Origin of the sequence: Halomonas sp. PGE1 (genome assembly GCF_013000985.1) — a bacterium.
GTDB lineage: Bacteria > Pseudomonadota > Gammaproteobacteria > Pseudomonadales > Halomonadaceae > Halomonas > Halomonas alkalicola.
In genome coordinates, this window is sequence record NZ_CP053032.1 from 2,295,561 (window position 1) to 2,322,281 (window position 26,721).

The 26,721-nt window shown below is 68.8% G+C and carries 27 protein-coding genes; 13 read left to right on the top strand and 14 right to left on the bottom strand.

The genetic code is table 11. The annotated features are described in order from the left end of the window. The first annotated feature begins 33 nt into the window (after positions 1-33). Positions 34-1,077: a Glu/Leu/Phe/Val family dehydrogenase gene (locus HIR79_RS10880; protein WP_169959547.1), complete on the top strand. Its 1,044-nt coding sequence runs from the start codon at positions 34-36 to the stop codon at positions 1,075-1,077. Between the two features lie 96 nt (positions 1,078-1,173). Here HIR79_RS10880 and HIR79_RS10885 read toward each other — a convergent pair whose 3' ends face one another. After that, positions 1,174-2,109: a YihY/virulence factor BrkB family protein gene (locus HIR79_RS10885; RefSeq protein WP_169958378.1), complete on the bottom strand. Its 936-nt coding sequence runs from the start codon at positions 2,107-2,109 to the stop codon at positions 1,174-1,176. Positions 2,110-2,243: 134 nt separating this feature from the next. Here HIR79_RS10885 and HIR79_RS10890 point away from each other — a divergent pair, with 134 nt between their 5' ends. After that, the gene (locus HIR79_RS10890) at positions 2,244-3,338 is read left to right on the top strand and encodes a bifunctional nicotinamide-nucleotide adenylyltransferase/Nudix hydroxylase (protein WP_169958379.1); all 1,095 of its coding nucleotides are present in this window, start codon (positions 2,244-2,246) and stop codon (positions 3,336-3,338) included. A 3-nt stretch (positions 3,339-3,341) separates the two neighbouring features. Here the strand turns inward: HIR79_RS10890 and HIR79_RS10895 are convergent, their stop codons facing one another. From HIR79_RS10895 to HIR79_RS10925, 7 genes are all read right to left on the bottom strand, one after another. Then, positions 3,342-4,259, bottom strand: coding sequence for a LysR substrate-binding domain-containing protein (locus HIR79_RS10895; protein WP_169958380.1), 918 nt, complete (start codon positions 4,257-4,259; stop codon positions 3,342-3,344). A gap of 64 nt (positions 4,260-4,323) precedes the next feature. Continuing rightward, positions 4,324-5,739, bottom strand: a complete 1,416-nt coding sequence (gene cls / locus HIR79_RS10900; RefSeq protein ID WP_169958381.1) for a cardiolipin synthase — start codon at positions 5,737-5,739, stop codon at positions 4,324-4,326. A gap of 92 nt (positions 5,740-5,831) precedes the next feature. Next, positions 5,832-7,337, bottom strand: a complete 1,506-nt coding sequence (locus tag HIR79_RS10905) for a fumarate hydratase (protein WP_169958382.1) — start codon at positions 7,335-7,337, stop codon at positions 5,832-5,834. Between the two features lie 172 nt (positions 7,338-7,509). Beyond that, positions 7,510-8,334, bottom strand: a complete 825-nt coding sequence (gene nei / locus HIR79_RS10910) for an endonuclease VIII (protein ID WP_169958383.1) — start codon at positions 8,332-8,334, stop codon at positions 7,510-7,512. 184 nt (positions 8,335-8,518) lie between these two features. After that, a complete protein-coding gene (gene uvrB / locus HIR79_RS10915) occupies positions 8,519-10,540 on the bottom strand; it encodes an excinuclease ABC subunit UvrB (protein ID WP_169958384.1) in 2,022 nt (673 codons plus the stop codon). A gap of 28 nt (positions 10,541-10,568) precedes the next feature. Beyond that, on the bottom strand, positions 10,569-10,985 hold the full coding sequence (locus tag HIR79_RS10920) for an OsmC family protein (protein WP_110068668.1): 417 nt from the start codon (positions 10,983-10,985) through the stop codon (positions 10,569-10,571). 14 nt (positions 10,986-10,999) lie between these two features. Further along, positions 11,000-11,197 carry a hypothetical protein gene (locus HIR79_RS10925; RefSeq protein ID WP_110068667.1) on the bottom strand — a complete coding sequence of 66 codons (198 nt, stop codon included), beginning with the start codon at positions 11,195-11,197 and terminating at the stop codon, positions 11,000-11,002. A 182-nt stretch (positions 11,198-11,379) separates the two neighbouring features. Here HIR79_RS10925 and ygfZ point away from each other — a divergent pair, with 182 nt between their 5' ends. Then, positions 11,380-12,417: a CAF17-like 4Fe-4S cluster assembly/insertion protein YgfZ gene (gene ygfZ / locus HIR79_RS10930; protein ID WP_110068666.1), complete on the top strand. Its 1,038-nt coding sequence runs from the start codon at positions 11,380-11,382 to the stop codon at positions 12,415-12,417. On the opposite strand, the gene HIR79_RS10935 is transcribed toward ygfZ, so the two are convergent. Both HIR79_RS10935 and prfC read right to left on the bottom strand, forming a co-directional pair. Continuing rightward, on the bottom strand, positions 12,418-13,176 hold the full coding sequence (locus HIR79_RS10935; RefSeq protein WP_169958385.1) for a TatD family hydrolase: 759 nt from the start codon (positions 13,174-13,176) through the stop codon (positions 12,418-12,420). A gap of 73 nt (positions 13,177-13,249) precedes the next feature. Continuing rightward, positions 13,250-14,839 (bottom strand): peptide chain release factor 3, encoded by a 1,590-nt coding sequence (gene prfC, locus HIR79_RS10940; RefSeq protein ID WP_169958386.1) that lies wholly within the window; start codon positions 14,837-14,839, stop codon positions 13,250-13,252. Between the two features lie 144 nt (positions 14,840-14,983). Here prfC and HIR79_RS10945 point away from each other — a divergent pair, with 144 nt between their 5' ends. Both HIR79_RS10945 and HIR79_RS10950 read left to right on the top strand, forming a co-directional pair. Then, positions 14,984-16,258, top strand: a complete 1,275-nt coding sequence (locus HIR79_RS10945) for an ATP-binding protein (RefSeq protein WP_169958387.1) — start codon at positions 14,984-14,986, stop codon at positions 16,256-16,258. Positions 16,259-16,285: 27 nt separating this feature from the next. After that, positions 16,286-16,831, top strand: a complete 546-nt coding sequence (locus tag HIR79_RS10950) for a response regulator transcription factor (RefSeq protein ID WP_110068662.1) — start codon at positions 16,286-16,288, stop codon at positions 16,829-16,831. A gap of 104 nt (positions 16,832-16,935) precedes the next feature. On the opposite strand, the gene HIR79_RS10955 is transcribed toward HIR79_RS10950, so the two are convergent. Further along, positions 16,936-17,709 carry a 3-hydroxybutyrate dehydrogenase gene (locus HIR79_RS10955; protein WP_110068661.1) on the bottom strand — a complete coding sequence of 258 codons (774 nt, stop codon included), beginning with the start codon at positions 17,707-17,709 and terminating at the stop codon, positions 16,936-16,938. 83 nt (positions 17,710-17,792) lie between these two features. After that, entirely contained in the window at positions 17,793-18,239 is a 447-nt protein-coding gene (hybE, locus tag HIR79_RS10960; RefSeq protein ID WP_169958388.1) for a [NiFe]-hydrogenase assembly chaperone HybE, read from the bottom strand. Between the two features lie 103 nt (positions 18,240-18,342). Between hybE and HIR79_RS10965 the strand changes: the two genes are divergently transcribed. The 3 genes from HIR79_RS10965 to HIR79_RS10975 all read left to right on the top strand — a co-directional run bounded on the left by HIR79_RS10965 (position 18,343) and on the right by HIR79_RS10975 (position 20,449). Then, positions 18,343-19,164 (top strand): inositol monophosphatase family protein, encoded by an 822-nt coding sequence (locus HIR79_RS10965; protein WP_110068659.1) that lies wholly within the window; start codon positions 18,343-18,345, stop codon positions 19,162-19,164. 118 nt (positions 19,165-19,282) lie between these two features. Continuing rightward, a complete protein-coding gene (locus tag HIR79_RS10970) occupies positions 19,283-19,558 on the top strand; it encodes a GrxA family glutaredoxin (RefSeq protein WP_110068658.1) in 276 nt (91 codons plus the stop codon). A gap of 123 nt (positions 19,559-19,681) precedes the next feature. Then, positions 19,682-20,449 carry a VOC family protein gene (locus HIR79_RS10975; RefSeq protein WP_110068657.1) on the top strand — a complete coding sequence of 256 codons (768 nt, stop codon included), beginning with the start codon at positions 19,682-19,684 and terminating at the stop codon, positions 20,447-20,449. A gap of 80 nt (positions 20,450-20,529) precedes the next feature. Here HIR79_RS10975 and HIR79_RS10980 read toward each other — a convergent pair whose 3' ends face one another. Both HIR79_RS10980 and HIR79_RS10985 read right to left on the bottom strand, forming a co-directional pair. Then, on the bottom strand, positions 20,530-21,189 hold the full coding sequence (locus HIR79_RS10980) for a CoA transferase subunit B (RefSeq protein ID WP_110068656.1): 660 nt from the start codon (positions 21,187-21,189) through the stop codon (positions 20,530-20,532). Positions 21,190-21,277: 88 nt separating this feature from the next. Next, complete coding sequence (locus tag HIR79_RS10985) at positions 21,278-21,979, bottom strand: CoA transferase subunit A (protein WP_169958389.1); 702 nt, start codon at positions 21,977-21,979, stop codon at positions 21,278-21,280. A 206-nt stretch (positions 21,980-22,185) separates the two neighbouring features. Here HIR79_RS10985 and HIR79_RS10990 point away from each other — a divergent pair, with 206 nt between their 5' ends. From HIR79_RS10990 to HIR79_RS11010, 5 genes are all read left to right on the top strand, one after another. Further along, positions 22,186-23,082 carry a LysR family transcriptional regulator gene (locus HIR79_RS10990; protein WP_169958390.1) on the top strand — a complete coding sequence of 299 codons (897 nt, stop codon included), beginning with the start codon at positions 22,186-22,188 and terminating at the stop codon, positions 23,080-23,082. Positions 23,083-23,157: 75 nt separating this feature from the next. Further along, the gene (gene yihG, locus HIR79_RS10995) at positions 23,158-24,024 is read left to right on the top strand and encodes a 1-acylglycerol-3-phosphate O-acyltransferase, YihG family (RefSeq protein ID WP_169958391.1); all 867 of its coding nucleotides are present in this window, start codon (positions 23,158-23,160) and stop codon (positions 24,022-24,024) included. After that, positions 23,976-24,911: a LysM peptidoglycan-binding domain-containing protein gene (locus HIR79_RS11000; RefSeq protein WP_110068652.1), complete on the top strand. Its 936-nt coding sequence runs from the start codon at positions 23,976-23,978 to the stop codon at positions 24,909-24,911. Before yihG ends, HIR79_RS11000 begins: the two co-directional genes overlap by 49 nt. A 108-nt stretch (positions 24,912-25,019) precedes the next feature. Beyond that, complete coding sequence (locus tag HIR79_RS11005; protein WP_110068651.1) at positions 25,020-26,177, top strand: glycosyltransferase family 4 protein; 1,158 nt, start codon at positions 25,020-25,022, stop codon at positions 26,175-26,177. Then, positions 26,149-26,691 (top strand): phosphatase PAP2 family protein, encoded by a 543-nt coding sequence (locus tag HIR79_RS11010; RefSeq protein ID WP_119021007.1) that lies wholly within the window; start codon positions 26,149-26,151, stop codon positions 26,689-26,691. The genes HIR79_RS11005 and HIR79_RS11010 overlap by 29 nt, the downstream gene beginning before the upstream one ends. Positions 26,692-26,721: the final 30 nt, after the last annotated feature.

Genomic DNA, 26,721 nt, shown 5'->3' on the forward strand with positions numbered 1-26,721 from the left:
ACAACGACAATCCTCATGAGGGAGAGCCACGCCATGCCGGTCTTCGAGCACCCGGAATTCGACCACCACCAGCAGATCGTCTTCGGCAGCGATGCCGGGAGCGGGCTGCGCGCCATCATCGCCATCCACGACACCTCCCGCGGCCCCGCCCTCGGCGGCCTGCGCATCTACCCCTACGCCAGCGAGACGGAGGCCCTCACCGACGTGATGCGCCTCTCACGAGGCATGAGCTACAAGTCGGCCATGGCGGACCTGCCCCTGGGCGGCGGCAAGGCGGTGATCATCGCCGACCCGCGTACCGCGAAGACTCCCGAACTGCTGCGCGCCATGGGGCGCCTGGTGGACTCCCTGGGGGGCGCCTATATCACCGCCGAGGACTCCGGCTCCAGCGAGGCGGACATGCAGGTCATCGCCGAGGAGACCCGCCACGTGGGCGGGCTGCGCCGAGCCAGCGGGGAGTCCGGCGACCCCTCCCCCTTCACCGCCTGGGGCGTCTTCTGTGCGCTGAAGAGTGCGGTGCGCCACGGCCTCGGGCGCGACGATCTCGAGGGGCTCAGGGTGGCGATCCAGGGCGTCGGCCATGTCGGCGCCCACCTGGCTCGCCACCTCGCGGATGCCGGTGCCCGCCTGGTGCTCACCGACGTCGACCGCGAGGCGCTTGCCCACCTGGCCGAGGAACTCGGTGCCGAGACGACGCCGCCGGAGGCGATCTTCGATGCCGAGGTGGACCTCTTCGCCCCCTGCGCCCTGGGCGCCGTGCTGGATGACGACGTGGTGGAGCGCCTCAGGGCGAGGGTGGTGTGCGGTGCGGCCAACAACCAGCTGGCCACCCCGGCCATGGCCGAGCGGCTGATGGCGCGCGGGATTCTCTATACGCCGGACTATGTGGCCAACGCCGGCGGCGTGATCGAGATCGCCTGGCAGCGCCGCGAGGACTATCGTCGCGGGGCGGTGATGGCGCATATCGAGGGGATCGGCGCGACCCTGGAAGAGCTGTTCGCCCGGGCGGCCAGCGAGGGGCGCAGTCCCGCGACCATCGCCGACACCATGGCCCGGGAGCGCTTCGGCCGCGGCTGAGCCTGGCGAGGCCCCGGCGCCCGGTGGAAACCGGGCACCCCATACCGCGCGAGGCCGGCATGCTGCCGGCCTCATCGCCTTGGGACCTGGCCCCCGCTAGCTGTCCATCAGCTCGCGCCTGACTACCACGGCGGTATTGCGCGGCACCAGCGGCTGCCCCCGCTCGGCCAGGTGGCAGCGGGTGAAGGCGGCGCCGAACAGCAGGATCAGCGAGCTGTAGTAGACCCACAGCAGGATCATCACCACCGAGCCCGCGGCCCCGTAGGTGGAGGCGGTAGCGGTGTGGGAGAGGTAGACGGCGATGGCCGAGCGCCCTACCGCAAAGAGCAGCGCGGTGACCACGGCGCCTACCACCACGTCCTGCCAGCGCAGCACCACGTCGGGCAGCACCTTGAAGATGGTGGCGAAGAGCACTGAGATCACCGCCAGGGAGACGAGGAACTCGACTCCCGTGGTCAGGAAGCCCACAAAGGGCACCAGCTCATCGGCGGCCTGCAGCATGGCCCGCACCATGACGCCGAAGATCAGCGAGACCAGCAGGATGAAGCCGATGGAGAGCACCACGGTCAGCGACAGCAGGCGGTTCTTGATGAAGATCAGGGCGCTGTTGGCGCTGGGCCGCGCGGTGACCCCCCAGATGGTGTTGAGCGAGAACTGCATCTGGGCGAACACCGTGGTGGCCCCCACCAGCAGGGCGCCGACGCCCAGCAACGTGGGCAGCAGGCCCGACTCCTCGATGCGCGAGCTCGCCACGGCCTGTTCGATGGCGGCGGCGGCATCATGGCCCATGGTGTCCTGCAGCTGGGCGACGATCTGGCCCTGGGCGGCATCCTCGCCCAGCACCAGGCCGATCACGGTGACGGCGATGATCACCGTGGGGGCCAGGGAGAAGAGCGTGTAGAAGGCCAGCGACCCGGCGTAGCTGAAGGCGTTGCGCTCCAGCCAGAGGCGAATCGCCCCCTGGGTCACGTTCCACCAGAACAGCAGCGTGGCCCTGAGCGCGGCCGGTGTCAGTCGGTTGAGCTCGATCATGGTGTTCCCCGCATCCCTGTGTGCCTTTCAGCATACGCGAATGTAACCGAGCGTGCTGCCATAGGGCGCATTGCACCCGCCTGCGGCGCTGACCATAATGAGCGGCGCCTTCACACCGCCCGCCAGGAATGCCCATGACCGACTGCCCGGACATCGACCGCGACGCCTTCGACTTCGACTGCCTGGTGTTCATCGGTCGCTTCCAGCCGCCTCACCTGGGGCACCTCGCGGTGATCCACGAGGCGCTCAAGCGCGCCCGCCAGGTGATCGTGCTGGTGGGCTCCTCCTGGCAGGCGCGCTCGCTGCGCAACCCCTGGCGCTTCGACGAGCGCCGCGCCATGCTGCGCAGCGCTTTCGACGACGAGGAGAACCGCCGGCTCGCGGTGGTGCCGCTGCTCGACGCCCTCTACAACAACGATGTCTGGGTGCGCGACGTGCAGCGCAAGGTGCGCGATATCGCCAGCCCCCAGGGGGCGCGGCTGCCGCGCATCGGCCTGATCGGCGCCAGTCGCGGCCAGTCCAGCTACTACCTCTCGCTGTTCCCCCAGTGGGAGTCGGTGAGCGTGCCGCTGGTGGAGGGCATCTCGGCCAGCCAGATCCGCGAGCGGCTGTTCCGCTCCCCCTCCTCCGCCGACGACTACCTGACCACCGGGGCCTCCCACGACCTGCCGCCGGGGGTGGTCGGTGCCGTCCGGGACTTCTGTACCGGCGAGCACTACCGGCAGCTGAGCGAGGAGCAGCGCCTGCTGGACCAGTACCGCAGCGCCTGGGCCCAGGCGCCCTATCCACCCATCTTCGTCACGGTGAATGCGGTGGTGGTGCAGTCGGGACACGTGCTGCTGGTGCGCCGCACGGCGGCGCCCGGCAAGGGGCTGCTAGCACTGCCCGGCGGCTTCATCAACTCCCATGAGCGGCTGCTGGATGCCTGCCTGCGGGAGCTGCGCGAGCGGATCCGCCTCAAGGTGCCGGAACCGGTGCTGAAGGGCTCCCTGCGCGGCCAGCGGCTATTCGACGAGCCCCATCGCAGCTGGCGGGGCCGCACCCTGGCGGAGGCCTTCTACTTCGCACTGACCCCCGACCAGCAGCTGCCGCGCCTCAAGCCGGTCAAGGGGGGCGACCACGCCCGCTGGGTGGCGCTGGCGGACCTCGATCCGGAGGCCCTCTTCGAGGACCACTTCTTCATCATCCAGGACTTCCTGGGACTGCCGGCGGACTTCGGGGGGGGCTAGGGCTCAGGCCTGGAGGAAGTCGCGCGGGAGCTTCTGCATCTGCCGCCACAGCTTCTCCACGCCGGGCTTGTGGACCAGCGAACAGCGATAGAGGCGGATCTCCAGGGGCACATCCCACTCCTCGCCCCCGGCGCGCACCAGGCGGCCGCTCTTGAGCTCCTCGCGGATGCAGAAGTCGGGGATCCAGGCCATGCCGATGCCCTGCAGCACCATCCCCTTGAGCCCCTCGGCCATGGCGGTCTCGTAGACGGTACGCAGGCGCAGGCGCAGCGCGTCGTTCTTGAGCAGCATGCGTACGCTGCTGCCCAGGAAGGCGCCCTGGGTATAGGCGAGATAGGGAATGGACTCGCTCCCCTCCAGCGGGAAGCGCGGTCTGCCCTCCTCGTCCGGCAGGCTCACCGGCAGCATCTTCACCTTCCCGATGGAGAAGGAGGGAAACACCTCCGGGTCGAGCTGCATGCTGGCATAGGGGTCGTAGTAGGCGAGCATCAGGTCGCACTTTCCCTCTCTCAGCACGTGGATCGCCTCCCCCACGTTCATGGCCACCAGCCGGGTCGGCAGCTCGCCGACTCCCTGCTGCAGGCGGGAGATCCAGGGGGGGAAGAAGCTCAGCGCCAGGGAGTGGGCGGCGACGATGTCCAGCGCCTCGTTGGCGATGGAGAGCCCGCGCAGGTGGCCCAGGCTCTCGTTGAGCTGCTCCACCAAGTTGCGGGCAGTCACCAGGAACAGCTGCCCTTCGGGGGTGAGGTCCACCGGCGTGGTGGAGCGGTCCACCAGGGTGGCCCCCACCGCCTGCTCCAGGGCGCGAATGCGGCGGCTGAAGGCGGGCTGGGTGACATGCCGTTGCCTCGCCGAGGCGGAAAAGCTGCGGGTATTGGCCAGAGCGACGAAGTCTTCCAGCCACTTGGTCTCGAGGTTCACCGTGACTCCCGGTCGGCGGATGGCAGGGTGGCCGACGCTGCGGCCATCGTGAAACGATAATGTATCACTGGATGGGGGACAGCAGGTAGGCGGCCCGCGAGACCAGCTTGCGCCACAGGGGGCGCGAGGTGATCTCGTCGAGGCTGATCCGTCGGCAGTCGGCGAAGTCCTTCTCCAGCATCAGGCGCACCTTGGCGGCGAACAGGCGATCCGGCAGGAAGGCGGTGATCTCGAAGTTGAGCCGGAAGGAGCGGTTGTCGAGGTTCACGGTGCCGACGCTGGCCGCCGCATCATCGATCAGCATCACCTTCTGATGCAGGAAGCCCGGCTGGTAGCGATAGACCTTCACGCCGGCCCTGAGCATGTCGGGCAGGAAGGAGAAGGCCGAGAGGAACACCAGCAGGTGGTCGGGGCGCTCCGGGATCATGATGCGCACATCGACGCCGCGCATGGCGGCCAGGCGAAGGGCGTCCTGAACGCCCTGGTCGGGCACGAAGTAGGGGCTGGTCACCCAGAAGCGCTCGCGGGCGCTGTGGATGGCATGTTGCACCAGCAGCCCGGCGGTGTCCTGGCGGTCCGCCGGCCCCGAGGGGACGATGACCACCTGGTGGCACTCCTCGCAGGTCACCCGGGGGGTCCAGGAGAGGGTGATGACCTCGCCCGTCGCCCAGTGCCAGTCCTCCCAGAAGGCCTCCTGCAGGCCCAGCGCGCTCGGCCCGGTCAGCTTGAGGTGGGTGTCCCGCCAGGGCCCATGGCGCCCCTGCCCCAGGTACTCCACGCCGACGTTGAAGCCGCCGACCCACCCCACGTGGCCGTCCACCACCAGCACCTTGCGGTGGTTGCGGAAGTTGAGCTGGAAGCGATGGCGGAACCCCCGCGACGACCGGAAGGCGCTCACCTCCACCCCACTGCTGGCGAGGTCGCGCAGATAACCCTCGTTGAGCTTGTGGCTGCCCACCTCGTCGTAGAGGAAGTAGACCCGCACCCCGCGCTCGGCCACCCGCTGCAGGCGGTGCTTGAGCTCGATGCCCAGGGCGTCGTTGCGCACGATGAAGAACTGGATCAGCACGTAGTCCCTGGCCCGCTCGATGCCGTCGAAGAGGCTGTCGAAGGTGGCCACCCCGTCCACCAGCAGCTCGGCGCGGTTGCCGCTGGTCAGCGGCATCTGGGCCAGCTGCTCCACGGCGCGCACGTCGGGATCCCGGGCATCGGCGACGAAGGGTTCGAGCTGCTCGCGATAGCGGGACAGCACACGGCGCAGCACGGAGTCGCGCTCGCCGCGGGCGGAGACGTAGCCGTAGAAGCGCGGGCGGCCGAAGATCCAGTAGGCGGGCACTGCCAGATAGGGCAGCGTGATGAGGGAGAGGATCCAGGCGATGGCGCCCTGGGAGGTGCGACTCGACAGCAGGGCCAGCAGCGCGGAGACGACCCCCAGCACGTGGAAAAGGAAGATGGCCAGGCCGAACAGCCAGGAGGTCATGATCTCTCCCTGAAAAAACAGTGTCCTACAGGATACCCAAACGGCAGCGGCCCCGCCAGATGGCGGGGCCGCTCGGTTGCCCTGGCAGGGGATCAGGCGCGCTCGGCGATGATCTCCTTCCACTTGGCCGGACCGGTCTGGTGGACCGAGGTGCCCTGGCTGTCCACGGCCACGGTCACCGGCATGTCCTCCACCTCGAACTCGTAGATGGCCTCCATGCCGAGGTCCTCGAAGCCCACCACGCGGGACTTCTTGATCGCCTGGGCCACCAGGTAGGCGGAGCCGCCCACGGCCATCAGGTAGACCGCCTTGTTGTCGCGGATCGCCTCGATGGCGGCCGGGCCGCGCTCGGCCTTGCCCACCATGCCCAGCAGGCCGGTCTCTTCCAGCATGGTGCGGGTGAACTTGTCCATGCGGGTGGCAGTGGTGGGACCAGCCGGGCCGACTACCTCGTCACCCACCGGATCCACCGGGCCCACGTAGTAGATGAAGCGTCCCTTCAGGTCCACCGGCAGCGGCTCGCCCTTGGCGATCATGTCCACCATCCGCTTGTGGGCGGCGTCGCGGCCGGTGAGCAGCTTGCCGTTGAGCAGCAGGGTATCGCCGGGCTGCCAGGTCTGAACCTCTTCCGGTGTCACGCTGTCGAGGTTCACGCGCTTGACGTTGTCCCCCGCCTCGCGGGTGATCTCCGGCCAGTCCTCGAGCTTCGGTGCCGGCAACGCGGCGGGGCCGGAGCCGTCCAGCGTGAAGTGGGCGTGGCGGGTGGCCGCACAGTTGGGGATGATCGCCACCGGCTTGTTGGCGGCGTGGGTCGGGAAGTCCTTGACCTTGATGTCGAGCACCGTGGTCAGGCCGCCCAGGCCCTGGGCACCGATGCCGCTCCGGTTGACCTTATCGAAGAGCTCGAGGCGCAGCTCCTCGGCGCGATTGGAGGGGCCGCGGGCCTGCAGCTCCTGGATATCGATGGGATCCAGCAGCGCCTCCTTGGCGATCTCCATGGCCTTCTCGGCGGTGCCGCCGATGCCGATGCCCAGCATGCCGGGCGGACACCAGCCGGCGCCCATCTTGGGAAGCTGCTCCATCACCCAGTCGACCACGCTATCGGAGGGGTTGAGCATGGCGAACTTGGACTTGGCCTCGCTGCCGCCCCCTTTGGCTGCCACGTAGACCTCCACGGTGTCACCGGGCACGATCTTGTGGTGGATGATGGCCGGGGTGTTGTCGCCGGTGTTCTTGCGGGCGCCGTCCGGGTCGGCCAGCACCGAGGCGCGCAGCACGTTGTCGGGCAGCGCATAGGCACGGCGAACGCCCTCGTTGACCATGTCGTCCAGGCTCATCTCGGCGTCCCAGCGCACGTTCATGCCCACGTGCAGGAAGACGGTCACGATGCCGGTGTCCTGGCAGATCGGACGGTGCCCCATGGCACACATGCGCGAGTTGATCAGGATCTGGGCGATGGCGTCCTTGGCGGCAGGGTTCTCCTCGCGCTCGTAGGCCTGGGCCATGGCGTCGATGAAGTCCTTGGGGTGGTAGTAGGAGATGTACTGCAGCGCATCGGCGACGCTCTGGATCAGATCGTCCTGGCGGATCACGGTCATGAGCAAGGGGCTCCTTGGCGTTGTCGGCATGCCCGCTCGTCACCGGCGGCGCGGCCGGCGTGGCGGGCTCGAACGGCCGGCATTATACCCTACCCCGCCGGCTGTCGACATTGGGCCGCCAAAGGTAGCAGATGCTTTCAAAGACATGAGATAACGGTATAAAAATGGAAGCTCAAGGGGATGCCTGGCAGCGCGGGCAGGCGTAGAGCCTACGCGAGGCCACCGTCGCCCTCTCGATGGCCGTGCCGCAGAGGTGGCAAGCCAGCCCCTCCCGCTCGAAGACGGCAAAGCGCCAGCGCCGACGGGACGCCCCACCCCGTCGCTCCGCCGCCGCCCAGTCGGGTCGGTTGGTTACCCCCGCCTGGTCGTAGGCCTGGCGGGTCACCTCGAGAACCGTGTGCGCCAGCCGCTCGAGCGCCGCCTCGTTCAGGTCCATGGGCCGCGCCCTGTGGTGGAGGCCGGCGAAGAAGAGGATCTCGGAGCGCAGGTAGTTGCCGATGCCGGCGAACAGCGACTGGTCCAGCAGCAGCCCGCCCAGGCGCCGGCGCTGGAAGCGCGGTTCCCGTAGCCGGGCCATGGCCTCCCCCACCGTGACCCCGTGGGTCAGCAGGTCCGGACCGAGCCGAGCGAGGAAGGGGTGGTCACCGAGACGGTCCTGCTGCCACAGCGAGACGTCCGAGGCGCTGTAGAGGCTGGCCGCCCTCCCCTCGGCCACCAGCCGCACACGCAGCGAGCGGCCGGTATCCGGCTCGCGTTCGGCATCGTGGAGCTTCCAGACGCCGTAGAGCTGGTTGTGGGAGTAGAGTACCCGGCCATCGTCGAAGCGGGTCAGCAGCGCCTTGCCCCAGCTGTCCACGGCGCTGACCCGCCGCCCCACCAGCGAATCCGCCCGGGGCGCCAGCGCGGGAAAAGCGAACCAGACGTGTTCCAGTCGACGGCCGGCGAGCTGGGCATGCACCCGGTCGGCGGCGCGGCGAATCTCGGGCCCTTCAGGCATCCCTTTTCCTTACGAACTAAGCAACGAATCCGACAATCAATGCCCCTCGGGGCTGATCCGCGGACAGGCCTGCGAGGAGGCGCTGTGAACCCATCCCTGGGCGCTACTTTTGCCATCCATGGCAAAAGACCTCCTCTTCGGCCTGCCCCCGGCGCCCCTCACCTTGGCGAAGTCGCGAGGCTGTCTATCCAAGCGCCAGCTGGCGCTCCTTGAGCCCATGCAGCCGGTCGCGCAGCCGCGCCGCCTCCTCGAACTCCAGGTTCTGGGCCGCCTCGAACATGGCGTCCTCCACCCGGGTCAGCTCCTGCGCCAGCTCGGCCGGCGACAGCTCCGCGGGGTCGTAGATCGCCTCCCGCTCCGCCACCTTGCGCTCGCCGCGACGCCCCTTGCCCTTGCGGCCCGGCGCCTGGGCGGCCTCGAGGATATCGGCCACCGAGCGGGTCACCGTGGTCGGGGTGATGCCATGGGCCTCGTTGTGGGCGATCTGCTTGTCGCGGCGTCGCTCGGTCTCCTCCATGGCGCGGCGCATGGAGTCGGTGACCCGGTCACCGTAGAGGATCGCCTTGCCGTGGGCATTGCGGGCCGCGCGGCCGATGGTCTGGATCAGCGAGCGCTCGTTGCGCAGGAACCCCTCCTTGTCGGCATCGAGGATCGCCACCAGCGAGACCTCGGGAATGTCGAGCCCCTCGCGCAGCAGGTTGATCCCCACCAGCACATCGAATTTGCCCAGGCGCAGGTCGCGGATGATCTCCACCCGCTCCACGGTATCGATGTCGGAGTGCAGGTAGCGCACCCGCACGTCGTGCTCGCCGAGATACTCGGTGAGATCCTCGGCCATGCGCTTGGTCAGCGTCGTCACCAGCACCCGCTCGCCCACCGCGCTGCGCAGGCGGATCTCCGAGAGCAGGTCGTCCACCTGGGTACCGGCCGGGCGCACCTCCAGCTCCGGGTCGAGCAGCCCGGTAGGCCGCACCACCTGCTCCACCACCTGGCCGGCATGCTCGGCCTCGTAGGGACCTGGGGTCGCCGAGACGAAGATCGTCTGGGGGGAGATCGCCTCCCACTCCTCGAACTTCATCGGACGGTTGTCCAGCGCCGAGGGGAGCCGGAAGCCGTACTCCACCAGGGTCTCCTTGCGCGAGCGGTCGCCCTTGTACATGCCGCCCACCTGGGGAACACTGACATGACTCTCGTCGATGAACAGCAGCGCATCCGCCGGCAGGTAGTCGAAGAAGGTGGGCGGCGGCTCGCCCGGGTTGCGTCCTGAGAGGTAGCGGGAATAGTTCTCGATGCCGTTGCAGTAGCCCAGCTCGAGCATCATCTCGATGTCGTAGAGAGTGCGCTGCTCCAGGCGCTGGGCCTCCACCAGCTTGTCATGCTTGCGCAGCCAGTCGAGGCGCTCCTTGAGCTCCGCCTTGATGGCGTCGATGGCGCCGAGGATGGTCTCCCGGGGCGTCACGTAGTGGGACTTGGGGTAGATCGTCATGCGCGGCACCTTGCCCCTGACCTCGCCGGTGAGCGGGTCGAAGAGGCTGATGGTGTCGATCTCGTCGTCGAACAGCTCCACGCGCACCGCCTCGTCCTCGGCGTCTGCCGGAAAGATGTCGATGACATCGCCGCGCACCCGATAGGTGCCGCGCTTGAAGTCCATGTCGTTGCGGGTGTACTGCAGCTCCGCCAGGCGGCGCAGGAAGGAACGCTGGTCAATCAGCTCGCCGCGGGTGAAGTGCAGGCGCATCTTCAGGTACTGGTCGGGGTCACCCAGGCCGTAGATGGCCGACACCGAGACCACGATCAGCGCATCGCGCCGCTCCAGCAGGGCCTTGGTGGCGGAGAGGCGCATCTGCTCGATATGGTCGTTGATGGAGGCATCCTTCTCGATGAAGGTGTCCGACGACGGCACATAGGCCTCGGGCTGGTAGTAGTCGTAGTAGGAGACGAAGTACTCGATGGCGTTGTCGGGGAAGAACGCCTTGAACTCGCCGTAGAGCTGCGCCGCCAGGGTCTTGTTCGGCGCCATGACGATGGTCGGGCGCTGCAGGCGCTCGACCACGTTGGCCATGGTGAAGGTCTTGCCCGACCCCGTCACCCCGAGCAGGGTCTGGTGGGCGAGCCCCGCCTCGAGCCCCTTGACCAGGCTGTCGATAGCCGTGGGCTGGTCGCCGGCGGGCTGGAACTTAGAGGCGAGGCGAAAGGGCTTGCTCATGGCGTCTCCGCGTGTGGGGTCCGGAAGGTCAGGCCTCGACGGTGGTCCGCGTGGAAACCTCCACGGTGGAGCTGGTCATCAGGCGATGGATGGGGCACTTGTGGCTGATCTCCTCGAGGCGCAGGCGCTGCTCGGGCTCCTCGATGCCGTGAAAGGTCATCTCCACGTCGAGCCGGTAGGTGCCATGGCGCTCCTCGCTGTCATCGCGATGCACCTTCACGCTCACCCCCTCCAGGGGCCACTTCTTGCGCTTGGCATACATCATCGAGGTGATCGCCTTGCAGGCCCCGAGCGACAGGTCGAAGAAATCGTGGGGATCCGGGGCGCTGCCCTCGCCGCCATAGGCCTCCGGCACATCGACGAAGAGGTCGTCGAAGCCATCCAGTTCGACTCGCTGGCGGAAGATATGGTTGCGTACGCTTACGATCTCAATGGTCTTCTTCATGGGGAACCTCCTGTTCACTTGACCTGGATGGGAAGCTTGAGGGCCTCGATGGCCTTGATCAGCGCCTCGCGCCGGGCGCGCCCCTCGACCTCGGCACCGTGACGCCCCACCTCGGCGCTGTCGACGCCGTCGAGCATCATCAGGGCGGTGGTGATACGGTTGATCTGATCGGCGTTCTCGACGCCGGTGAAGCTCAGCGATTGGTGCGCCATGGGGACGGCTCTCCGAGGTGGTGGCGAGAGGGACGGCGGGGCCTGTCGCGGGTTGCCGCGAGCGCCCGGCAGAAATCTGCGGCGAGTCTAGCATGGCGCCGGGGCGACCACAGCGGTTGCAATGTCGCACGGCTACCCGCATAAGAAGAGCCAGCCAACCAGCAGACGACAAGGAGCTCCCCATGCACGACTGGATCACCGCCTGTGGCGGACGGCAGGACGCCGAGGACCGGATCGCCTTCGACACCCCGGCGCCGGCCCGCCAGGCCCTGGATGGCACCGTGGTCACACCGCTGGTGCATCTGGGCGTACTCGACGTGATCGGCCAGGACGCCGAGCGCTTCCTGCAGGGCCAGGCCAGCGCCCAGGTGGGCCTGGCCAACGGCGATTTCGCTCCTCTCACCGTGTTCTGCACCCCCAAGGGGCGAATGCTGGCCAATGCCCAGCTGCTGCGCGTCGCCGAGGGGCACTATCGACTGCTGATGCAGCGCGGCCTGGTCCAGCCCCTGTCGGAGCACCTGGGCAAGTTCGCCGCCTTCTACAAGGCCGAGCTCCGGGTTCGCGACGACCTGGCGCTGATCGGCCTGATCGGCCGTGACGCCCCGGCGCTGGCCGAGGTGAGGCTGGACCTGGTGCCACCCCCGGTGTGGCATCAGGCAGGCGATGCCGAGGCCCAGCTGCTGACCCACCCGGGGCCGCTCCCGCGCCAGCTGATCTGCCTGGCCTCCGGCCAGGCCGCAGCGCTATGGTCGCGCCTCGCCGAGCAGGCCACCCCGGTGGGCAATGCCATCTGGTGCCTGCATGACATCCAGGCCGGCCTGGCCTGGCTGACCCCCGCCCATCGCGATGCCCTGCTGCCGCAGATGATCAACTGGGAGGCGCTCGGCGGGATCAGCTTCAAGAAGGGCTGCTACACGGGGCAGGAGGTAGTGGCCCGGGCCCACTTCCGCGGCCAGGTGAAGCGCCGCCTGGTGCGCGCCCAGCTGGAAGGCGGCGAGCTGCCCGCCCTGGCAAGCCCCGTGGAGAGTGCCGATGGCAAGGCGGTGGGCGAGGTGGTGGCCGCCGAACTCGACGCCTATGACCAGGCGGAGATCCTGGCGGTACTGAGCACCAAGGAGGACCTGGGGCCGCTCCGCGTCGCCGGCCAGGCCGTCAAGCAGCTGAAGCTGCCCTACCCCATCGAACGCCTGGACCCGGAGAGCCTGGCGGCCAGCCGCTAGTCACAGCCGGAAAAGGCGCCTGGCGTTGGCGGTGCTGGCCGCCGCCACCGCCTCGAAGGGTTCCTTGCGCAGTTCGGCCACGAGCCGGCACACCTCCGCCACCCGCGCCGGCTCGTTGCGCTCTCCCTGGCGACCGGCCAGCGGCATGTCGGGGCTGTCGGTCTCCAGCACATAGCCATCGTCGGGCAGGCTCGCCACCGTGCGCCTCAGGCGCTTGGCCCGGACATGGGTGACCGCGCCGCCCAGGCCCACCACGAACCCCAGATCGAGAAACGCCTTCGCCTGCTCCGGTGAGCCGGCGAAGGCATGGATCAGCCCGCCGGCCGGCAGCGCCAGCTCACGCAGCCGCCTGGCGACCCGGTCGTTGGCGCGCACGCAGTGGATCACCACCGGCAGACGGCGCGCCTTGGCCATCCTGAGCTGGGCATCGAAGAGCCGCCACTGGGCGTCGAGGGTCTCGGGAAAGCGGGCGTCGATACCGCACTCGCCAATGGCGACAAGGTCGCCATGCGTCTCCAGCCCTGCCTCAAGAGCGGCCAGGTCCTCCTCCCGATGTTCCTCCAGGAAATAGGGATGCAGCCCCAGGCAGACGCTGACGTCGTCCCGCGCCCCCAGCGCCAGCACGTCGGGCCAGCGGGCGCGCGTCGTGCCCGGCACCACGAAATGGGCGACGCCCGCCGCCCTGGCCCGCTGGATCACCGCCTCGCGGTCGGCGTCGAAATCGGGGAAATCCAGATGACAGTGGGCGTCGATCAGCATGTATCCCCCTTCAGGCCCGTCCCCGGCGCCGCTCGGCTAGGCACTATCCTGCTCGGCGCTCCGTGCTGGTATCTCAATGCTCCCGGGTGGGCTGGAAGCGGATCTCCGGCCAGCGCTCCTGGGTCATCTGCAGGTTGACCCGGGTCGGCGCGATGTAGGTCAGGTAGCCGCCGCCGTCGATGGCGAGGTTGGCGCTCGCCTTGCGCTTGAACTCCTCGAGCTTCTTGGCATCGTCGCTATAGATCCAGCGCGCGGTGTTGACGTTCACCCCCTCGTAGATCGCCTCCACCTTGTACTCCTCCTTGAGGCGGTGGGCGACGACGTCGAACTGCAGGGTCCCGACGGCACCGAGGATCAGGTCGTTGTTGTCCAGCGGCATGAAGACCTGGGTGGCCCCCTCCTCGGAGAGCTGCTGGAGCCCCTTCTGCAGCGCCTTCATCTTGAGCGGGTCCTTCAGGCGCACCCGCTTGAAGAGCTCCGGGGCGAAGTGCGGGATGCCGGTGAAGCGCATCTCCTCGCCCACCGTGAAGGTGTCGCCGATCTGGATGGTGCCGTGGTTGTGCAGGCCGATGATGTCGCCGGGCCAGGCCTCCTCCACCTGGGAGCGGTCCGAGGCCATGAAGGTCAGGGCGTCGGCGATCTTGACGTCCTTGCCGATGCGCACATGGCGCATCTTCATGTTCTTCTCGTACTTGCCCGAGCAGACCCGCAGGAAGGCGATGCGGTCGCGGTGGTTGGGATCCATGTTGGCCTGGATCTTGAACACGAAGCCGGTGAAGCGTGAATCGTTGGCCTCCACGGTGCGGGTGTCGGTCTCCCGTGACTGCGGGGGTGGCGCATACTCCACGAAGCCGTCCATCATCTCGCGCACGCCGAAGTTGCCCATGGCGGTCCCGAAGTAGACCGGCGTGAGCTCGCCGCGGCGGTAGGCCTCGAGGTCGAAGGCGTGCGAAGCACCGCGTACCAGCTCCACCTCCATGCGCAGCTCCTCCGCCTGGTCCTCGCCCAGCACGGCGTCCACCTCAGGGTTGTCGAGCCCTTCGATACGCTTGTCATCGGGGATGCGACTGCCCTGCCCCTGGGTATAGAGGTGGATGACGTCGTTGTAGAGGTGGTAGACCCCCTTGAAGTGGCGACCCATGCCGATGGGCCAGGTCATGGGCGCGCACTGGATGTTGAGCACTGTCTCCACCTCGTCCATCACCTCAATGGGGTCGCGGATATCGCGGTCCATCTTGTTCACGAAGGTGAGGATCGGGGTGGTGCGCAGGCGGCACACCTCCATGAGCTTGATGGTGCGGTCCTCGACGCCCTTGGCGCCGTCGATCACCATCAGCGCCGAGTCCACCGCGGTCAGGGTGCGGTAGGTATCCTCGGAGAAGTCCTCGTGGCCGGGGGTGTCGAGCAGGTTGACGATGCGCCCACCGTAGGGGAACTGCATCACCGAGGTGGTCACCGAGATGCCGCGCTCCTGCTCCATCTTCATCCAGTCGGAGGTGGCGTGGCGGTCGGCGCGCTTGCTCTTGACGGAGCCGGCCATCTGGATGGCGTTTCCGAACAGCAGCATCTTCTCGGTGATGGTGGTCTTGCCCGCATCGGGGTGCGAGATGATGGCGAAGGTCCTGCGCAGCCCGACTTCGCGGGCCAGTGTGGCGTCTGACATCGATGGGGTTCGTCGTCGAGGCACCGTCATGGGTGCGTGAATGAGTGCCGGTTCGGCAGTGGCCGCATTCTACGCCGGTCGGCCGGCGAAATGTAGGGCGGCCCGGCAGCGGGTATGATGGATAGCCGTCAGCGAGGAGCCGCCATGACCACCACCCAGCCACTGCCCCTCTCCACCCCCAGCCGCAACCTGGTGCGCCTGACCATCGTGCGCGGCATCACCTGGACCGGCTTCCTGGTCGGGGTGATCATCGGCGTGGAACTGCTCGGCTTCACGCTCCAGGTCAAGGCGGTGATCGGGGTGATACTGGCGATGGCGCTGGTCAACCTGGCCACCTGGTGGCGCCTGGGACGTCACCGCGCCGTCTCCCACGGCGAGTACCTGGCCCACCTGCTGGCCGATGTGGCGGGGCTCACCCTGCTGTTCTACTTCACCGGCGGCTCCAACAACCCCTTCATCACCTACTACCTGGTGCCGGTGACCATCGCCGCCGCCACCCTGCCCTGGCGCTTCGCCTGGATCATCGCCACCACCGCCCTGCTGGCCTACTCGCTGCTGATGGTGCAGTACCACCCTGTGCCCCAGCTGGCCCACGGCAGCCATGCCGATCACGGCATCAGCCTTCACGTGCTGGGGATGTGGCTCAACTTCGCCCTGTCGGCGGGGCTGGTGACCTTCTTCATCTACAAGATGGCCCATGCGCTGCGCAGCCGGGAGCAGGCGCTGTCGCGCACCCGGGAAGCCGCGCTGCGCAACGAGCAGGTGCTGGCCGTCGCCACCCAGGCGGCGGGCACCGCCCACGAGCTGGGGACCCCGCTCTCCACCATGGCGGTCCTGCTCACCGAGATGCGCGATGAGGCCCGCGACAACCCCGCACTGGTCAAGGACATCGAGCTGCTGCGCCAGCAGGTGGACACCTGCAAGTCGCGGTTGCGCCAGCTGGTGGAGAACGCCGACCGACGGCGCATGGGGGAGCCCCAGGTGCGCGACGCCGAGATGTGGCTGGCCGCCGTGGTGCAGCGCTGGCTGGTGCTGCGCCCCGATGTCAGCCACCGCATGGCGGTGGCGGAGCGCCGGGGGCGCCCCTGGATCTCGGTGGACACCACCCTGGAGCAGGCGCTGACCAACCTGCTCGACAACGCAGCCGATGCCAACCCGGACGACATCCTGATCAGCCTCGACTGGAACACCCAGGAGGTGGTGATCGACATCCGCGACCATGGCCCCGGCGTGGCGCTCGCCATCGCCGACCAGCTGGGCGAGACCTTCATCTCCACCAAGAGCAAGGGGCTCGGGATCGGGCTGTTCCTGACCCACGCCACCATCAACCGTCTCGGCGGCGGCGTGAGCCTGTACAATCATCCCGAAGGCGGCACCCTGACCGAAGTGGTGCTGCCGCGCAGCGAACCGGCCAGCTGAGCCATGACCCGACGTGACGAGGACGCCATGCAAGAGCCAACCACAGCCGAACGGCTGCTGATCATCGACGACGACGAGATGTTCTGCCACGTGCTGGACCGCGCCATGCGCCGCCGCGGCTTCGAGGTCGTGGTGGCCCACGACGCCGAGCAGGCGCTGGCCCTGGCGCATCAGCAGCGCCCGGCGCTGGCCACCCTCGACCTGAAGCTCGAGCACGACTCGGGGCTGAAGCTGCTGCCGGAGCTGCTCGAGGTGGTGCCCGAGTGCCGCGTCGTGGTGCTGACCGGCTACTCCAGCATCGCCACCGCCGTGGAGGCGATCAAGCTGGGGGCGGTGAACTACCTCTGCAAGCCGGCGGATGCCGACGAGGTGCTGGCGGCCTTCGGCCGGGAGGGCGGCGACCCGGAGACGGAAGTGGCCGAGCAGCCGCCTTCCATCAACCGCCTGGCGTGGGAGCATATCCAGAAGGTGCTGCAGGAGCACGATGGCAACATCTCCGCCACCGCCCGCGCCCTGGGGATGCACCGACGCACCCTGCAGCGCAAGCTGCAGAAGCGGCCGGTGAGGCGATAACGCGGCAAGCGGCCAGGAAGCGATGCCGACCCTCAGACGCAAACCCCGAGGCCATGGCCTCGGGGTTTGCATATAGCTCGGCGCCTACGGCAGGGCGCTGGCGCTTACTGCGCCGTCCAGCCCAGGTCGATGTTCCAGCTCGAGCCGGTGACCGCACCAGCGGCATCCGAGGCCAGGTAGGCGACCAGCTCGGCCACCTCGGCGGGCTCGATCAGACGCTTCACGGCGGCGTTCTTGAGCATGATCTGCTCGATCACCTGCTGCTCCTCCATGCCGTGGAGCTTCGCCTGGTCGGCGATCTGATTGTCCACCAGCGGAGTCTTCACATAGGCCGGACAGATGGCGTTGGCGGTGATGCCCTGGGCCCCGCCCTCGAGCGCCGCGGTCTTGGTCAGGCCGATCATGCCGTGCTTGGCGCTGATGTAGGCGGACTTGCCGGGCGAGGCCACCTGGGCATGCACCGAGGCGATGTTGATCACCCTACCCCAGCCATTCTCGCGCATGGAGGGCCAGACGGCCTGGGTCAGCAGGAAGGGCGCCGTCAGCATCAGGTCGATGATCTGGCGCCACTTCTCCTCCGGAAACGCCTCGATGGGGGCGACATGCTGGATCCCGGCATTGTTGACCAGGATGTCCACCCGCCCGAAGCGGCGGATGGCCTCCGCCACTGCCGCCTTGCAGGCCTCGCCATCGGTCAGGTCGGCCTGGAAGAAGACGGCGCCGGCCTGCTCGGCGACCTCGGCACCGGCCGGGTTGAAGTCCACGGCCAGCACCTGGTGGCCCTGCGCGCAGAAGTGGCGCACCACGGCTTCACCGATGCCGCTCGAGGTGCCGGTCACCAGGGCAACGCGGGGAGTAATGGGGGCGGTTCCTGACATCAGCAGCTCCTTGTCTTTTCGTTGTCATGCCCAGCGCGCGGGGCTGGAGAAATGAAGCGCCCCCAGCATAAGGCCGCCTGCTCTCAGGCGCTACCATCGCCGGGCGAGCCATCGGCCATCACCCGCTCCATCAGCTGCTGGGCCAGCCGGCTCGCGGCCGGTCGGCTGGCCACGTCGGAGAGATCGTCGAGCAGCACCAGGCGCCGACACCAGGCCGACTCCCCCAGGGCGACGGTCTCCAGCGGGTACTCCCCCGAGGGCAGCGCCAGCCAGTGGCGGCTGCCCGCCTCGGGCATCTCGGCGCTGTCGGCCGCGGGCACCATCGCCAGCCACAGCGACACCGGGGTGACCAGGGCCCCCACCAGCTGCTCGCCGAGCTCGGGGTCGGTGTGGCGCTGGAAACAGAGGGCATCGGCGGCCAGCCGGGGGTTGAAGGTCGGCGACGCCTTGGCGTCGCGCAGGTGCGCATGGGTCCAGGCCTCGGCCAGCTGGCGCAGGCGGGCATACTGCTCGGCGGTCAGGGCATGCATGGTGGGCTCCTCGGCAAGTGGGCGGCAGTATAGCGTCGCCCTCCCCGCGGTTCAGCCCGGCCTGCTATGCTGGAAGGCCGTTTCCCACCCCATGGAGCCCGTCATGACCGATGCCGAACGCCTGGCCCTGGCCGTCGAGATCGCCCGGGAGGCCGGCCAGATGATCCGCGAGGCGCGGGAACAGCGGACCTTCGGCCACCGCTACAAGCAGGGGCACGAGCTGGTCACCGATGTGGATGTCGCCGTCGACACCCATATCAGCGCACGGCTCGAGGCGAGCTTTCCCGGCGAGGCGCGACTCAGCGAGGAGCTCGCCCCGGATCGCGAGGTGCTTGGCAGCCCGGCGCCGCTGTGGGTGGTGGACCCCATCGACGGTACCGTCAACTTCGCCCACGGCCTCCACCACGTGGCGGTCTCCATCGCCTGGGCCGTGGCGGGCCGCGTGCGCCTCGGGGTAGTCCACGCACCCTTCCTCGGCGAGACCTTCACGGCGCTCGACGGCCAGGGGGCCCACTGCAACGGGCGGCCCATCCAGGCCAGTCGCCGCGGCAGCCTCGAGCGCAGCCTGGTGGGCACCGGCTTCCCCTACCGCCGCGACAGCCGCCCGCCGCTGATGCGCCGCCTGACGGCGGTCCTCGAGCGCTGCCAGGACGTGCGCCGCAACGGTTCCGCCGCGCTGGACCTCTGCGACGTGGCCTGTGGCCGGCTCGATGCCTACTACGAGAGCGTCTCACCCTGGGACTTCGCCGCGGGCTGGCTGATCGCCCGGGAGGCCGGCGCACGCACCGGGCACCTCTACCCCCGCCCCGAAGGTTTCCCCGAGGATCTCTACGGCGAGAACCTGCTGGTGGCGAGCCCCGCCATCCACCGAGAGCTGGGCGAGCTGCTGCGCCGCGCCGACAGCGGCGAGGGCATCCCGCGCTGAAGCACACCGCGCCCCCATAGGGCCCGCCAATGGTGCCTCTTGATGTCGACTATTGGCGCGCCCGGTGTCGATCCGTCACAATCGACACCATCCGACCGCTTCCCCACCAGGAGTCCGCATGTTCGTCGTCATCTTCGGCCGCCCCGGCTGCCCCTTCTGCGTCTTCGCCAACGAGCTGGCCACCCGGTTGCAGGGCGCCGGCGCCATCGAGGGCTTCCGCTACGTGGACATCCAGGCGGAGGGCATCACCAAGGCCGATCTGGAGAAGACCATCGGCAAGCCGGTGCATACCGTGCCGCAGATCTTCATCGACGAGACCCCGATCGGCGGCTACACCGAGTTCGAGCAGTATGTGCGCGAGCATCGCCTGCTGGAGCCGGCCCGCAGCGTCTGAGCCAGCGCCCCTCCCTGCAGCGCGCTTCCGGCTACCCAGAAGCGTCATCGCGGCGTTGAAAGCCCCCGGGCGGCACCCGCCTATACTTCCCGCCAGCATCAGACGACAAGGGAAGCCAGCGAGATGCAGAGGGAAGAGTTCGTCCAGCAGCTGTGGCTGGACTATATTCATCAGCACCCGGAAGTGGGCGCCCTGCGGTTATGGCCGGTGGACGCCCCCGCGGAATATCTCGCGCTGCTGACACTTAACCATGGGCCCTGGAGCATGGATGCCCTGATGCCCAGCCTGGCGCATCTGGGCTATCGCCCCGGGCACCGCCACGCCATGGCCGACCGCGGGCTGCTGGTGACCCTGCTCTCCCCGCCGGACGATGGCCCCTGGCTGGTACTGGCCGAGCTGCAGCTGGGCACCCTCTCCCGGGAACCGCGCCAGCGGCTCGAATCCCTGATGGCCCAGGCCCCGGTGGCCGATCAGCGCGGTCAGAACCTGCTGTGCCGCGGACGCCCCTGGCCAATGCCGGACTGGGACACCTACCAGAGGCTGTGCGAGGCCCACCCCCTGGCCGGCCTACTGGCCGTCAACGGCCCCCGCCTCCACCATGCCGGCTTCGACTGCCAGCGCCTGGGGGACTCCCTCGAGTATTTCGATGCGCGGCTCGGCGAGAGCGGCTTCAGCGGCAGCAGCGACCGCCACCACGGCATCTTCCCGGTCTCCGGGCTGCTCGACTACCGCTTCTACCCGGCCTGCTCCCAGCGCCTGCCCTTTGCCGAGGGCGACGAGCACCGCATCGAGAGCGGCGGGCTCGCCCTGGTGCAGAAATCGGTCAGCGCCAACCAGGAGCGCGCCGTGGAGCTGCTGCTGCCCCACCATACCCGCTGCGAGATCGCCTGAGCGCCAGCCGTTTCACCGCCCCGAACGACGCCGGCCCGGTCGCATCGCGACCGGGCCGGCATGTCTCACACGTGACGTGATTAGTCGAAGGTCATCTCCGGCACGTGATCCGGAACGATCAGCTTGCCGGCGGTCTTCTCGACGATCTCCTCCACGGAGACGCCCGGGGCGCGCTCCTTGAGGTGGAAGGCGCCGTCCTTGATCTCCAGATAGGCCAGGTCGGTCAGCACCCGGTTGATGCAGCCCGCGCCGGTCAGCGGCAGGCTGCACTTCTCGAGCAGCTTGGACTCGCCGTGCTTGGAGGCGTGGGTCATGGTGCAGATGATGTTCTCGGCACCGGCCACCAGGTCCATGGCACCGCCCATGCCCTTGATCAGCTTGCCCGGGACCATCCAGGAGGCGATATTGCCCTCCTGATCCACCTCGAAGGCGCCGAGCACGGTCAGGTCCACGTGGCCGCCGCGGATCATGGCGAAGGACTCCGCGGAGTCGAAGATCGCCGCGCCAGGGCGGGCGGTCACCGTCTGCTTGCCGGCGTTGATCATGTCCGCGTCGACCTCCTCCTCGGTGGGGAAGCGACCCATGCCGAGCAGGCCGTTCTCGGACTGCAGCATCACGTCGATGCCGTCCGGCACGTAGTTGGCCACCAGGGTCGGGATGCCGATGCCCAGGTTGACGTAAAAGCCGTCCTCGAGTTCGCGCGCCACGCGCATTGCCATCTGTTCGCGAGTAAGTGCCATCTTGTTGCCTCGTTGTTCGATGTAACAGCTTCGGGGGAGAAGCTCAGGAAGCGCCGGCCGGGCCGGCGGTCAACGCATCGCTACGGCCTCAGGCCTCGCGGACGGTGCGCTTCTCGATGCGCTTCTCGAAGCTGCCCTGGATGATGCGATCGACATAGATGCCCGGGGTGTGGATCTGGTCCGGCTTGAGCTCGCCCGGCTCGACGATCTCCTCCACTTCCACCACGGTGATCTTGCCGCAGGTGGCGGCCAGCGGGTTGAAGTTCTGGGCGGTGTCGCGATAGACCACGTTGCCGTAGCGATCGGCCTTCCAGCCCTTGACGATGGCGAAGTCGGCGTGGAACGCCTCCTCGAGGATATAGTGACGGCCGTTGAACTCGCGCACCTCCTTGCCCTCGCCGATCGGGGTGCCGTAGCCGGTGGCGGTGTAGAAGGCGGGGATGCCCGCGCCCCCGGCCCGCATCTTCTCGGCCAGGGTGCCCTGGGGCGTCAGGATCACCTCGATCTCGTCGTTGAGCATCTGCTGCTCGAACATGGCGTTCTCGCCCACGTAGGAGGCGTAGATCCGGCTGATCTGCTTGTCCTCCAGCAGGATGCCGAGGCCGAAGCCGTCGACGCCGCAATTGTTGGAGATCACGGTGAGGTCCTTGACGCCCAGGCGCTTGATCTCGGCGATCAGGTTCTCGGGGATGCCGCAGAGACCGAAGCCGCCGGCAACGACGGTCATGCCGCTCTCGATGCCTGCCATCGCCTCTTCGTAGGAGTTAACGCGCTTGTCGAATCCGGCCATAGTGAGTGGCGCCTCATGTTGTTGTGAATGAGCCTGGCCAGGGGGACGCTGTGGTGTCGGCGCCCTGGAGGCGGCTCGGGGGTGAAGGATAGCGGGTCCCTGGGGACACGATGGCCCCAGTGTTGTGCCTGGTGATATATTTGTTAAGTTTGTTTTTCTTATTGATTGATCAATCCGGCTTATAAATTTGACCTTGGTAGCATGCCATGACCGTCAAGCAGCTTCGCGCCTTCCTCGCCGTGGCCCAGTCCCTGAGCTTCACCCAGGCCTGCGAACGGCTGCATCTCTCCCAGCCGGCGCTGAGCCTGGCCATCAAGGGGCTCGAGGAGAGCCTGGGGGGGCGACTGCTGATCCGCACTACCCGCAGCGTGCGCCTGACCCCGGAGGGTGAATCCTTCGTGCCGCTGGCCAAGCGGCTGCTGGCGGAGTGGGACAACACCGAGGAGCTGATGCGCCAGCGCTTCACCCTGCAGCTGGGTCGCCTGGCGGTGGCCACCATGCCGTCCTTCGCCAGCAACCTGCTGCCGCCGGCGCTGATGGCCTTCCGCAGTCGCCATCCGCGCATCAACGTCACGGTCCACGACGTGATCAACGAGCAGGTCATCGACATGGTGCGCGACCGTCAGGTGGAGCTGGGCATCGCCTTCGAGCCCGAGGCGGTAGGCAGCCTGGCCTTCACCCCGCTGTTCGTCGACCGCTTCGTGGCCGTGGTGCCGCCCCGCTCGCTGCTGGCCCATCACCAGAGGCTCAGCTGGGAGACCCTGCTGACCCACGACTTCATCGCCCTGCAGCGCCCCTCCATGGTGCGCCGGCTGCTCGAACAGCAGCTCGGCGAACGCGGCATCAGTCTGCCGTCCGCCTTCGAGAGCCACCAGCTGGCCACCGTGGGGCGCATGGTGGCCAGCGGCCTGGGCGTCAGCGCGGTGCCCTCGCTGTGCGCCCGGCAGATGGAGGAGCTCGGCGCCCGCTGCCTGCCGCTGGACGACCCGGCCATCGAGCACGCCGTCGGCATGCTCACCCACGGCGAGCTCTCCGCCGCCGCGCTCGCGCTTCGCCAGGTGCTGGTGGAGACCCTCGGCCGAGCCGAGCCGGTGGCCGAGTGAGGACGCTGGGCAGCCGGCCGACGATCCTTTAGCATTGCCGCATCCTTGCCCCTCCCACTGCACACGGAGAGACGCATGCCGACCCTCAAGGGTCTCGTCAGCCTTGTGCTGCTCACCCTCAACACCCTGTTCTGGGGCGTTCCGCTGATCCTGCTCACCCTGCTCAAGCTGGTGACCCCCGGCCGGCGACTGCGCCGGCGCGTCCTGGGTGGGCTCAACGCCGTGGCCCTCAACTGGATCGGCGTCAACCTGTGGTGGATGCGCCACTGGCTCAAGCCACGCTTCGAGATCGAGGTCCCCGAGGGGCTGCGCCGCGACCAGTGGTGGCTGGTGATCTCCAACCACCGCAGCTGGACCGACATCTTCGTGCTGTTCTTCGCCCTGCACCGCCGCATCCCCATGCCGCGCTTCTTCCTCAAGCGTCAGCTGATCTGGATCCCCATCGTGGGGCTGGCCTGGTGGGCCCTGGAGTACCCCTTCATGCGCCGCATGAGCGCCGAGCAGCGGGCCCGCCACCCCCACCTGGCGCGCCGCGACCAGGAGGCCACCGAGCGGATGTGCCACCGCGCCCGGGAGGCGCCCATCGCCATCTTCAACTTCCTCGAGGGCACCCGCTTCACGCCGGCCAAGCGCGAGGCCCAGGGCGCCCCCTTCCGCCAACTGCTGCGCCCCAGGGCCGGCGGCATCGCCCAGGTGATCAACCTGCTCGGCGACCGGCTGGAAGGGGTCCTCGACGTGACCCTGAGCTATGACAACCCCGACCCCACCTTCTGGGGCTTCCTGTGCGGCCAGGAGCAACGCGTGGTGATGAAGGCGCGCGTCCTTCCGGTGCCGGCCTGGATGCTCGAGGGGGACTATCAGGACGACCCCGACCTCAAGGAGCGCTTCCACTCATGGCTCAACGCCCTGTGGCAGGAAAAGGACGACTCGCTCTCGCGCTGATGCTGGCGGCGCTGCTGCTGGGAGGCTGCGCCTCGCGGCCCGACGCCCCCGACAGCGCCCGCACCAACGCCACCGCCGAGAGCGGCGGCTGGGTGGTGGTGCAGCGCGGCGATACCCTGGGCGAGATCGCGCGACGCGGTCAGGTGCCCCTCGAACGCCTGCAGCGCTTCAACCCCGACGTGGACCCGCGGCGCCTCGCCGTGGGCCAGCGCCTGCTGATGCCCACCCAGCAGGAGCGTGCCCCCTCCGGCGGCCCCTATCGCTACCAGGTGCGGCCCGGCGATACCTACTCGAGCATCGCGCGCCGCTTCGGCACCCGTGCGTCGCGCATCCAGGCCGCCAACCCCGGGGTCCAGCCCACCGCCCTGAGGGTCGGCCAGCTCATCCAGGTCCCCCTCGCCGGCGGCGCCTCGGCCGGTGCCTCTCGCCCGGCGCAAGCCGGCTCGAGCGGGTCGGGGGGCGCCGCCGCCCCGGCGCGAGCCAGCCTCCCCGACCCCGGCAACCTGCCGAGTTCGGCCCGCAACTGGCCCTGGCCCCTGGAGGACTACCGCATCGTGCGTGCCTTCGGTGCCGACAGCCGCGGGACCCTGCAGCCGATGCTGCTGGCCACCGGCCGCGGCGCCCGGGCCCGCGCAGTAGCCGATGGCGAGGTGCGCTTCGCCGACAGCATGCGCCAGCTGGGGCAGGTGGTCATCGTCCACCACGCCGACAACCTGCAGAGCGTCTACGCCCTGTGCGAGACCACCCTGGTCGCCAACGGCGCCCGGGTCAGCCGCGGCGACCCGCTCTGCGAGGTGGGCTACAGCAGCACCAGCGAGCGCCATGACCTGCTGTTCGACCTGCGCCACGGCGGCAAGCCGATCGATCCGCGCCGCGTACTGCGCTGAACCGCGTCATGCAACCGTCACCCCGGCGTCGCCGGGGTGTCATCGCGCAGGCCCATCCTCGACGGGTGACGGGGCCCATGACGGGCCCGCCACGCCGCGGGGATGCACATGCGTATCTGTCTGGTCAGCGAAACCTGGGCGCCGGAGATCAACGGCGTCGCCCATACCCTGGGTCACCTGAGCCGGGAAGCCATCGCACGCGGCCATCGCCTGCAGCTGGTGCGTCCGCGACCGGCCTCACCGGCGCCACGCAGCGAGGGCATGGAGGCCGAGCTTCGGGTGCGCGGCGTCTCGCTGCCGGGCTACCGGGAGGTCCGCCTGGGGCTGCCCGCCGCCCGCTGCCTCACCCAGTTCTGGCGTGAACAGCGCCCCGACGTGGTCTACCTCGCCACCCAGGGCCCGCTGGGCTGGTCGGCGCAGGGTGTCGCGCGGCGCCTGGCCATCCCCAGCGTCGCCGGCTGGCACACCAACTTCGACCACTACTGCCATGACTATGGCGTTCCCTGGCTGAGCGGCCCGGTGCGCCGCCGCCTGCGCACCTTCCACAACCGCAGCCAGGCCACCCTGGTGCCGACCCGCAGTCAGGCCGAGGCGCTCACGGCCGATGGCTTCCGGGAGGTGCGGGTCATGGCACGCGGCATCGACGGGGAGCGCTTCTCCCCGGCCCACCGCGACCCCGCCCTGCGCGCCCGCTGGGGGGCCGGCGAACACACCCCGGTCATCCTCCACGTGGGACGCCTGGCCCCGGAGAAGAACCTGGCGCTGCTGCGGGAGAGCTGCGTGGCCATCGGCGAGGCCCGCCCCGATGCGCGCATCGTTATCGTCGGCGACGGCCCGGGACGCAAGGCCCTGGCGGCCTCGCTGCCCCATGCCCACTTCACCGGCTTCATCCCCGCCGACGACCTGGCGCGCCACTATGCCAGCGCCGACCTCTTCCTGTTCCCCTCGCTCTCGGAGACCTGGGGCAACGTGCTGCTCGAGGCGATGGCCAGCGGCCTGGCCACGGTGGCCTTTCGGCATGCCGCCGGCGCCGAGCTGATCGACCACGACCTCAACGGCTTGGCGCCGGCAGTGGAGGACGTCGCCGGCTTCCGGGAGGCCGCCGTTACCCTCTGCCAGCAGCCGGCCCGACGGGCCCGCCTGGGGCGAAATGCCCGTGAGCGGGCGCTGGCCTACGCCTGGCCGGCGATCGCCGACGCCTTCCTCGCTGTTCTCGACCACGCCCGGGAGACTCCCCATGGACACTCGCGCCCCCGCCCTGCTTGACCGCCTCGACCTGCTGGAGTGGCGACTCTGCCAGCGCATCGGCCGCCTCAACCTCTATCGCCCCTGGCTTTGGCTGCTCCGCCTGGCCAGCCGTCTCGGGGACTGGCCCGCCTGGGTGGCCCTGGTGCTCGCCCAGCCGCTGCTGCAGGAGAGCGGCGGCTGGCGGCACCTGGTGCAGTACACCCTGACGGCCCTGGTCGCCATTGCCGTTTACCGCCTGGTGAAGACGCGCCTGTGCCGGGAGCGTCCCTTCATCACCTTCGTGGGCAACGTGCGCTCCCACGAGCCGGCCCGGGACCGCTACAGCTTTCCCAGCGGCCACACCATGCATGCGGTGATGTTCCTTGTGCTGACCGCGAACCATCTGCCCTGGCTGGCGCCTTGGCTGGTCCCGCTGGTGCTGCTGATAGCCCTCTCACGGGTTGGCCTCGGCCTGCACTACCTGAGCGATGTGGTGGCCGGCGCCCTGCTCGGGCTGCTGTTCGCCGGCGCGAGCCTGGCCCTGGTCGGCTGACGCTCGGCGCACGGCTCGTCGGATCAGCAC

Bases quoted from the DNA above. Each gene is read 5' to 3' on its own strand.
- nei (WP_169958383.1), bottom strand. From the start codon at position 8,334: ATGCCTGAAGGGCCCGAGATTCGCCGCGCCGCCGACCGGGTGCATGCC.
- HIR79_RS10920 (WP_110068668.1), bottom strand. From the start codon at position 10,985: ATGAAGAAGACCATTGAGATCGTAAGCGTACGCAACCATATCTTCCGC.
- cls (WP_169958381.1), bottom strand. From the start codon at position 5,739: ATGACCTCCTGGCTGTTCGGCCTGGCCATCTTCCTTTTCCACGTGCTG.
- HIR79_RS11010 (WP_119021007.1), top strand. From the start codon at position 26,149: ATGGACACTCGCGCCCCCGCCCTGCTTGACCGCCTCGACCTGCTGGAG.
- HIR79_RS10990 (WP_169958390.1), top strand. From the start codon at position 22,186: ATGACCGTCAAGCAGCTTCGCGCCTTCCTCGCCGTGGCCCAGTCCCTG.
- HIR79_RS10975 (WP_110068657.1), top strand. From the start codon at position 19,682: ATGCAGAGGGAAGAGTTCGTCCAGCAGCTGTGGCTGGACTATATTCAT.
- ygfZ (WP_110068666.1), top strand. From the start codon at position 11,380: ATGCACGACTGGATCACCGCCTGTGGCGGACGGCAGGACGCCGAGGAC.
- HIR79_RS11000 (WP_110068652.1), top strand. From the start codon at position 23,976: ATGGCTCAACGCCCTGTGGCAGGAAAAGGACGACTCGCTCTCGCGCTG.
- HIR79_RS10905 (WP_169958382.1), bottom strand. From the start codon at position 7,337: ATGACCGTGATCCGCCAGGACGATCTGATCCAGAGCGTCGCCGATGCG.
- uvrB (WP_169958384.1), bottom strand. From the start codon at position 10,540: ATGAGCAAGCCCTTTCGCCTCGCCTCTAAGTTCCAGCCCGCCGGCGAC.
- prfC (WP_169958386.1), bottom strand. From the start codon at position 14,839: ATGTCAGACGCCACACTGGCCCGCGAAGTCGGGCTGCGCAGGACCTTC.
- HIR79_RS10980 (WP_110068656.1), bottom strand. From the start codon at position 21,189: ATGGCACTTACTCGCGAACAGATGGCAATGCGCGTGGCGCGCGAACTC.
- HIR79_RS10885 (WP_169958378.1), bottom strand. From the start codon at position 2,109: ATGATCGAGCTCAACCGACTGACACCGGCCGCGCTCAGGGCCACGCTG.
- HIR79_RS10925 (WP_110068667.1), bottom strand. From the start codon at position 11,197: ATGGCGCACCAATCGCTGAGCTTCACCGGCGTCGAGAACGCCGATCAG.
- HIR79_RS10890 (WP_169958379.1), top strand. From the start codon at position 2,244: ATGACCGACTGCCCGGACATCGACCGCGACGCCTTCGACTTCGACTGC.
- HIR79_RS10985 (WP_169958389.1), bottom strand. From the start codon at position 21,979: ATGGCCGGATTCGACAAGCGCGTTAACTCCTACGAAGAGGCGATGGCA.
- HIR79_RS10945 (WP_169958387.1), top strand. From the start codon at position 14,984: ATGACCACCACCCAGCCACTGCCCCTCTCCACCCCCAGCCGCAACCTG.
- HIR79_RS10970 (WP_110068658.1), top strand. From the start codon at position 19,283: ATGTTCGTCGTCATCTTCGGCCGCCCCGGCTGCCCCTTCTGCGTCTTC.
- HIR79_RS10880 (WP_169959547.1), top strand. From the start codon at position 34: ATGCCGGTCTTCGAGCACCCGGAATTCGACCACCACCAGCAGATCGTC.
- HIR79_RS10935 (WP_169958385.1), bottom strand. From the start codon at position 13,176: ATGCTGATCGACGCCCACTGTCATCTGGATTTCCCCGATTTCGACGCC.
- HIR79_RS10950 (WP_110068662.1), top strand. From the start codon at position 16,286: ATGCAAGAGCCAACCACAGCCGAACGGCTGCTGATCATCGACGACGAC.
- HIR79_RS11005 (WP_110068651.1), top strand. From the start codon at position 25,020: ATGCGTATCTGTCTGGTCAGCGAAACCTGGGCGCCGGAGATCAACGGC.
- hybE (WP_169958388.1), bottom strand. From the start codon at position 18,239: ATGCATGCCCTGACCGCCGAGCAGTATGCCCGCCTGCGCCAGCTGGCC.
- yihG (WP_169958391.1), top strand. From the start codon at position 23,158: ATGCCGACCCTCAAGGGTCTCGTCAGCCTTGTGCTGCTCACCCTCAAC.
- HIR79_RS10965 (WP_110068659.1), top strand. From the start codon at position 18,343: ATGACCGATGCCGAACGCCTGGCCCTGGCCGTCGAGATCGCCCGGGAG.
- HIR79_RS10955 (WP_110068661.1), bottom strand. From the start codon at position 17,709: ATGTCAGGAACCGCCCCCATTACTCCCCGCGTTGCCCTGGTGACCGGC.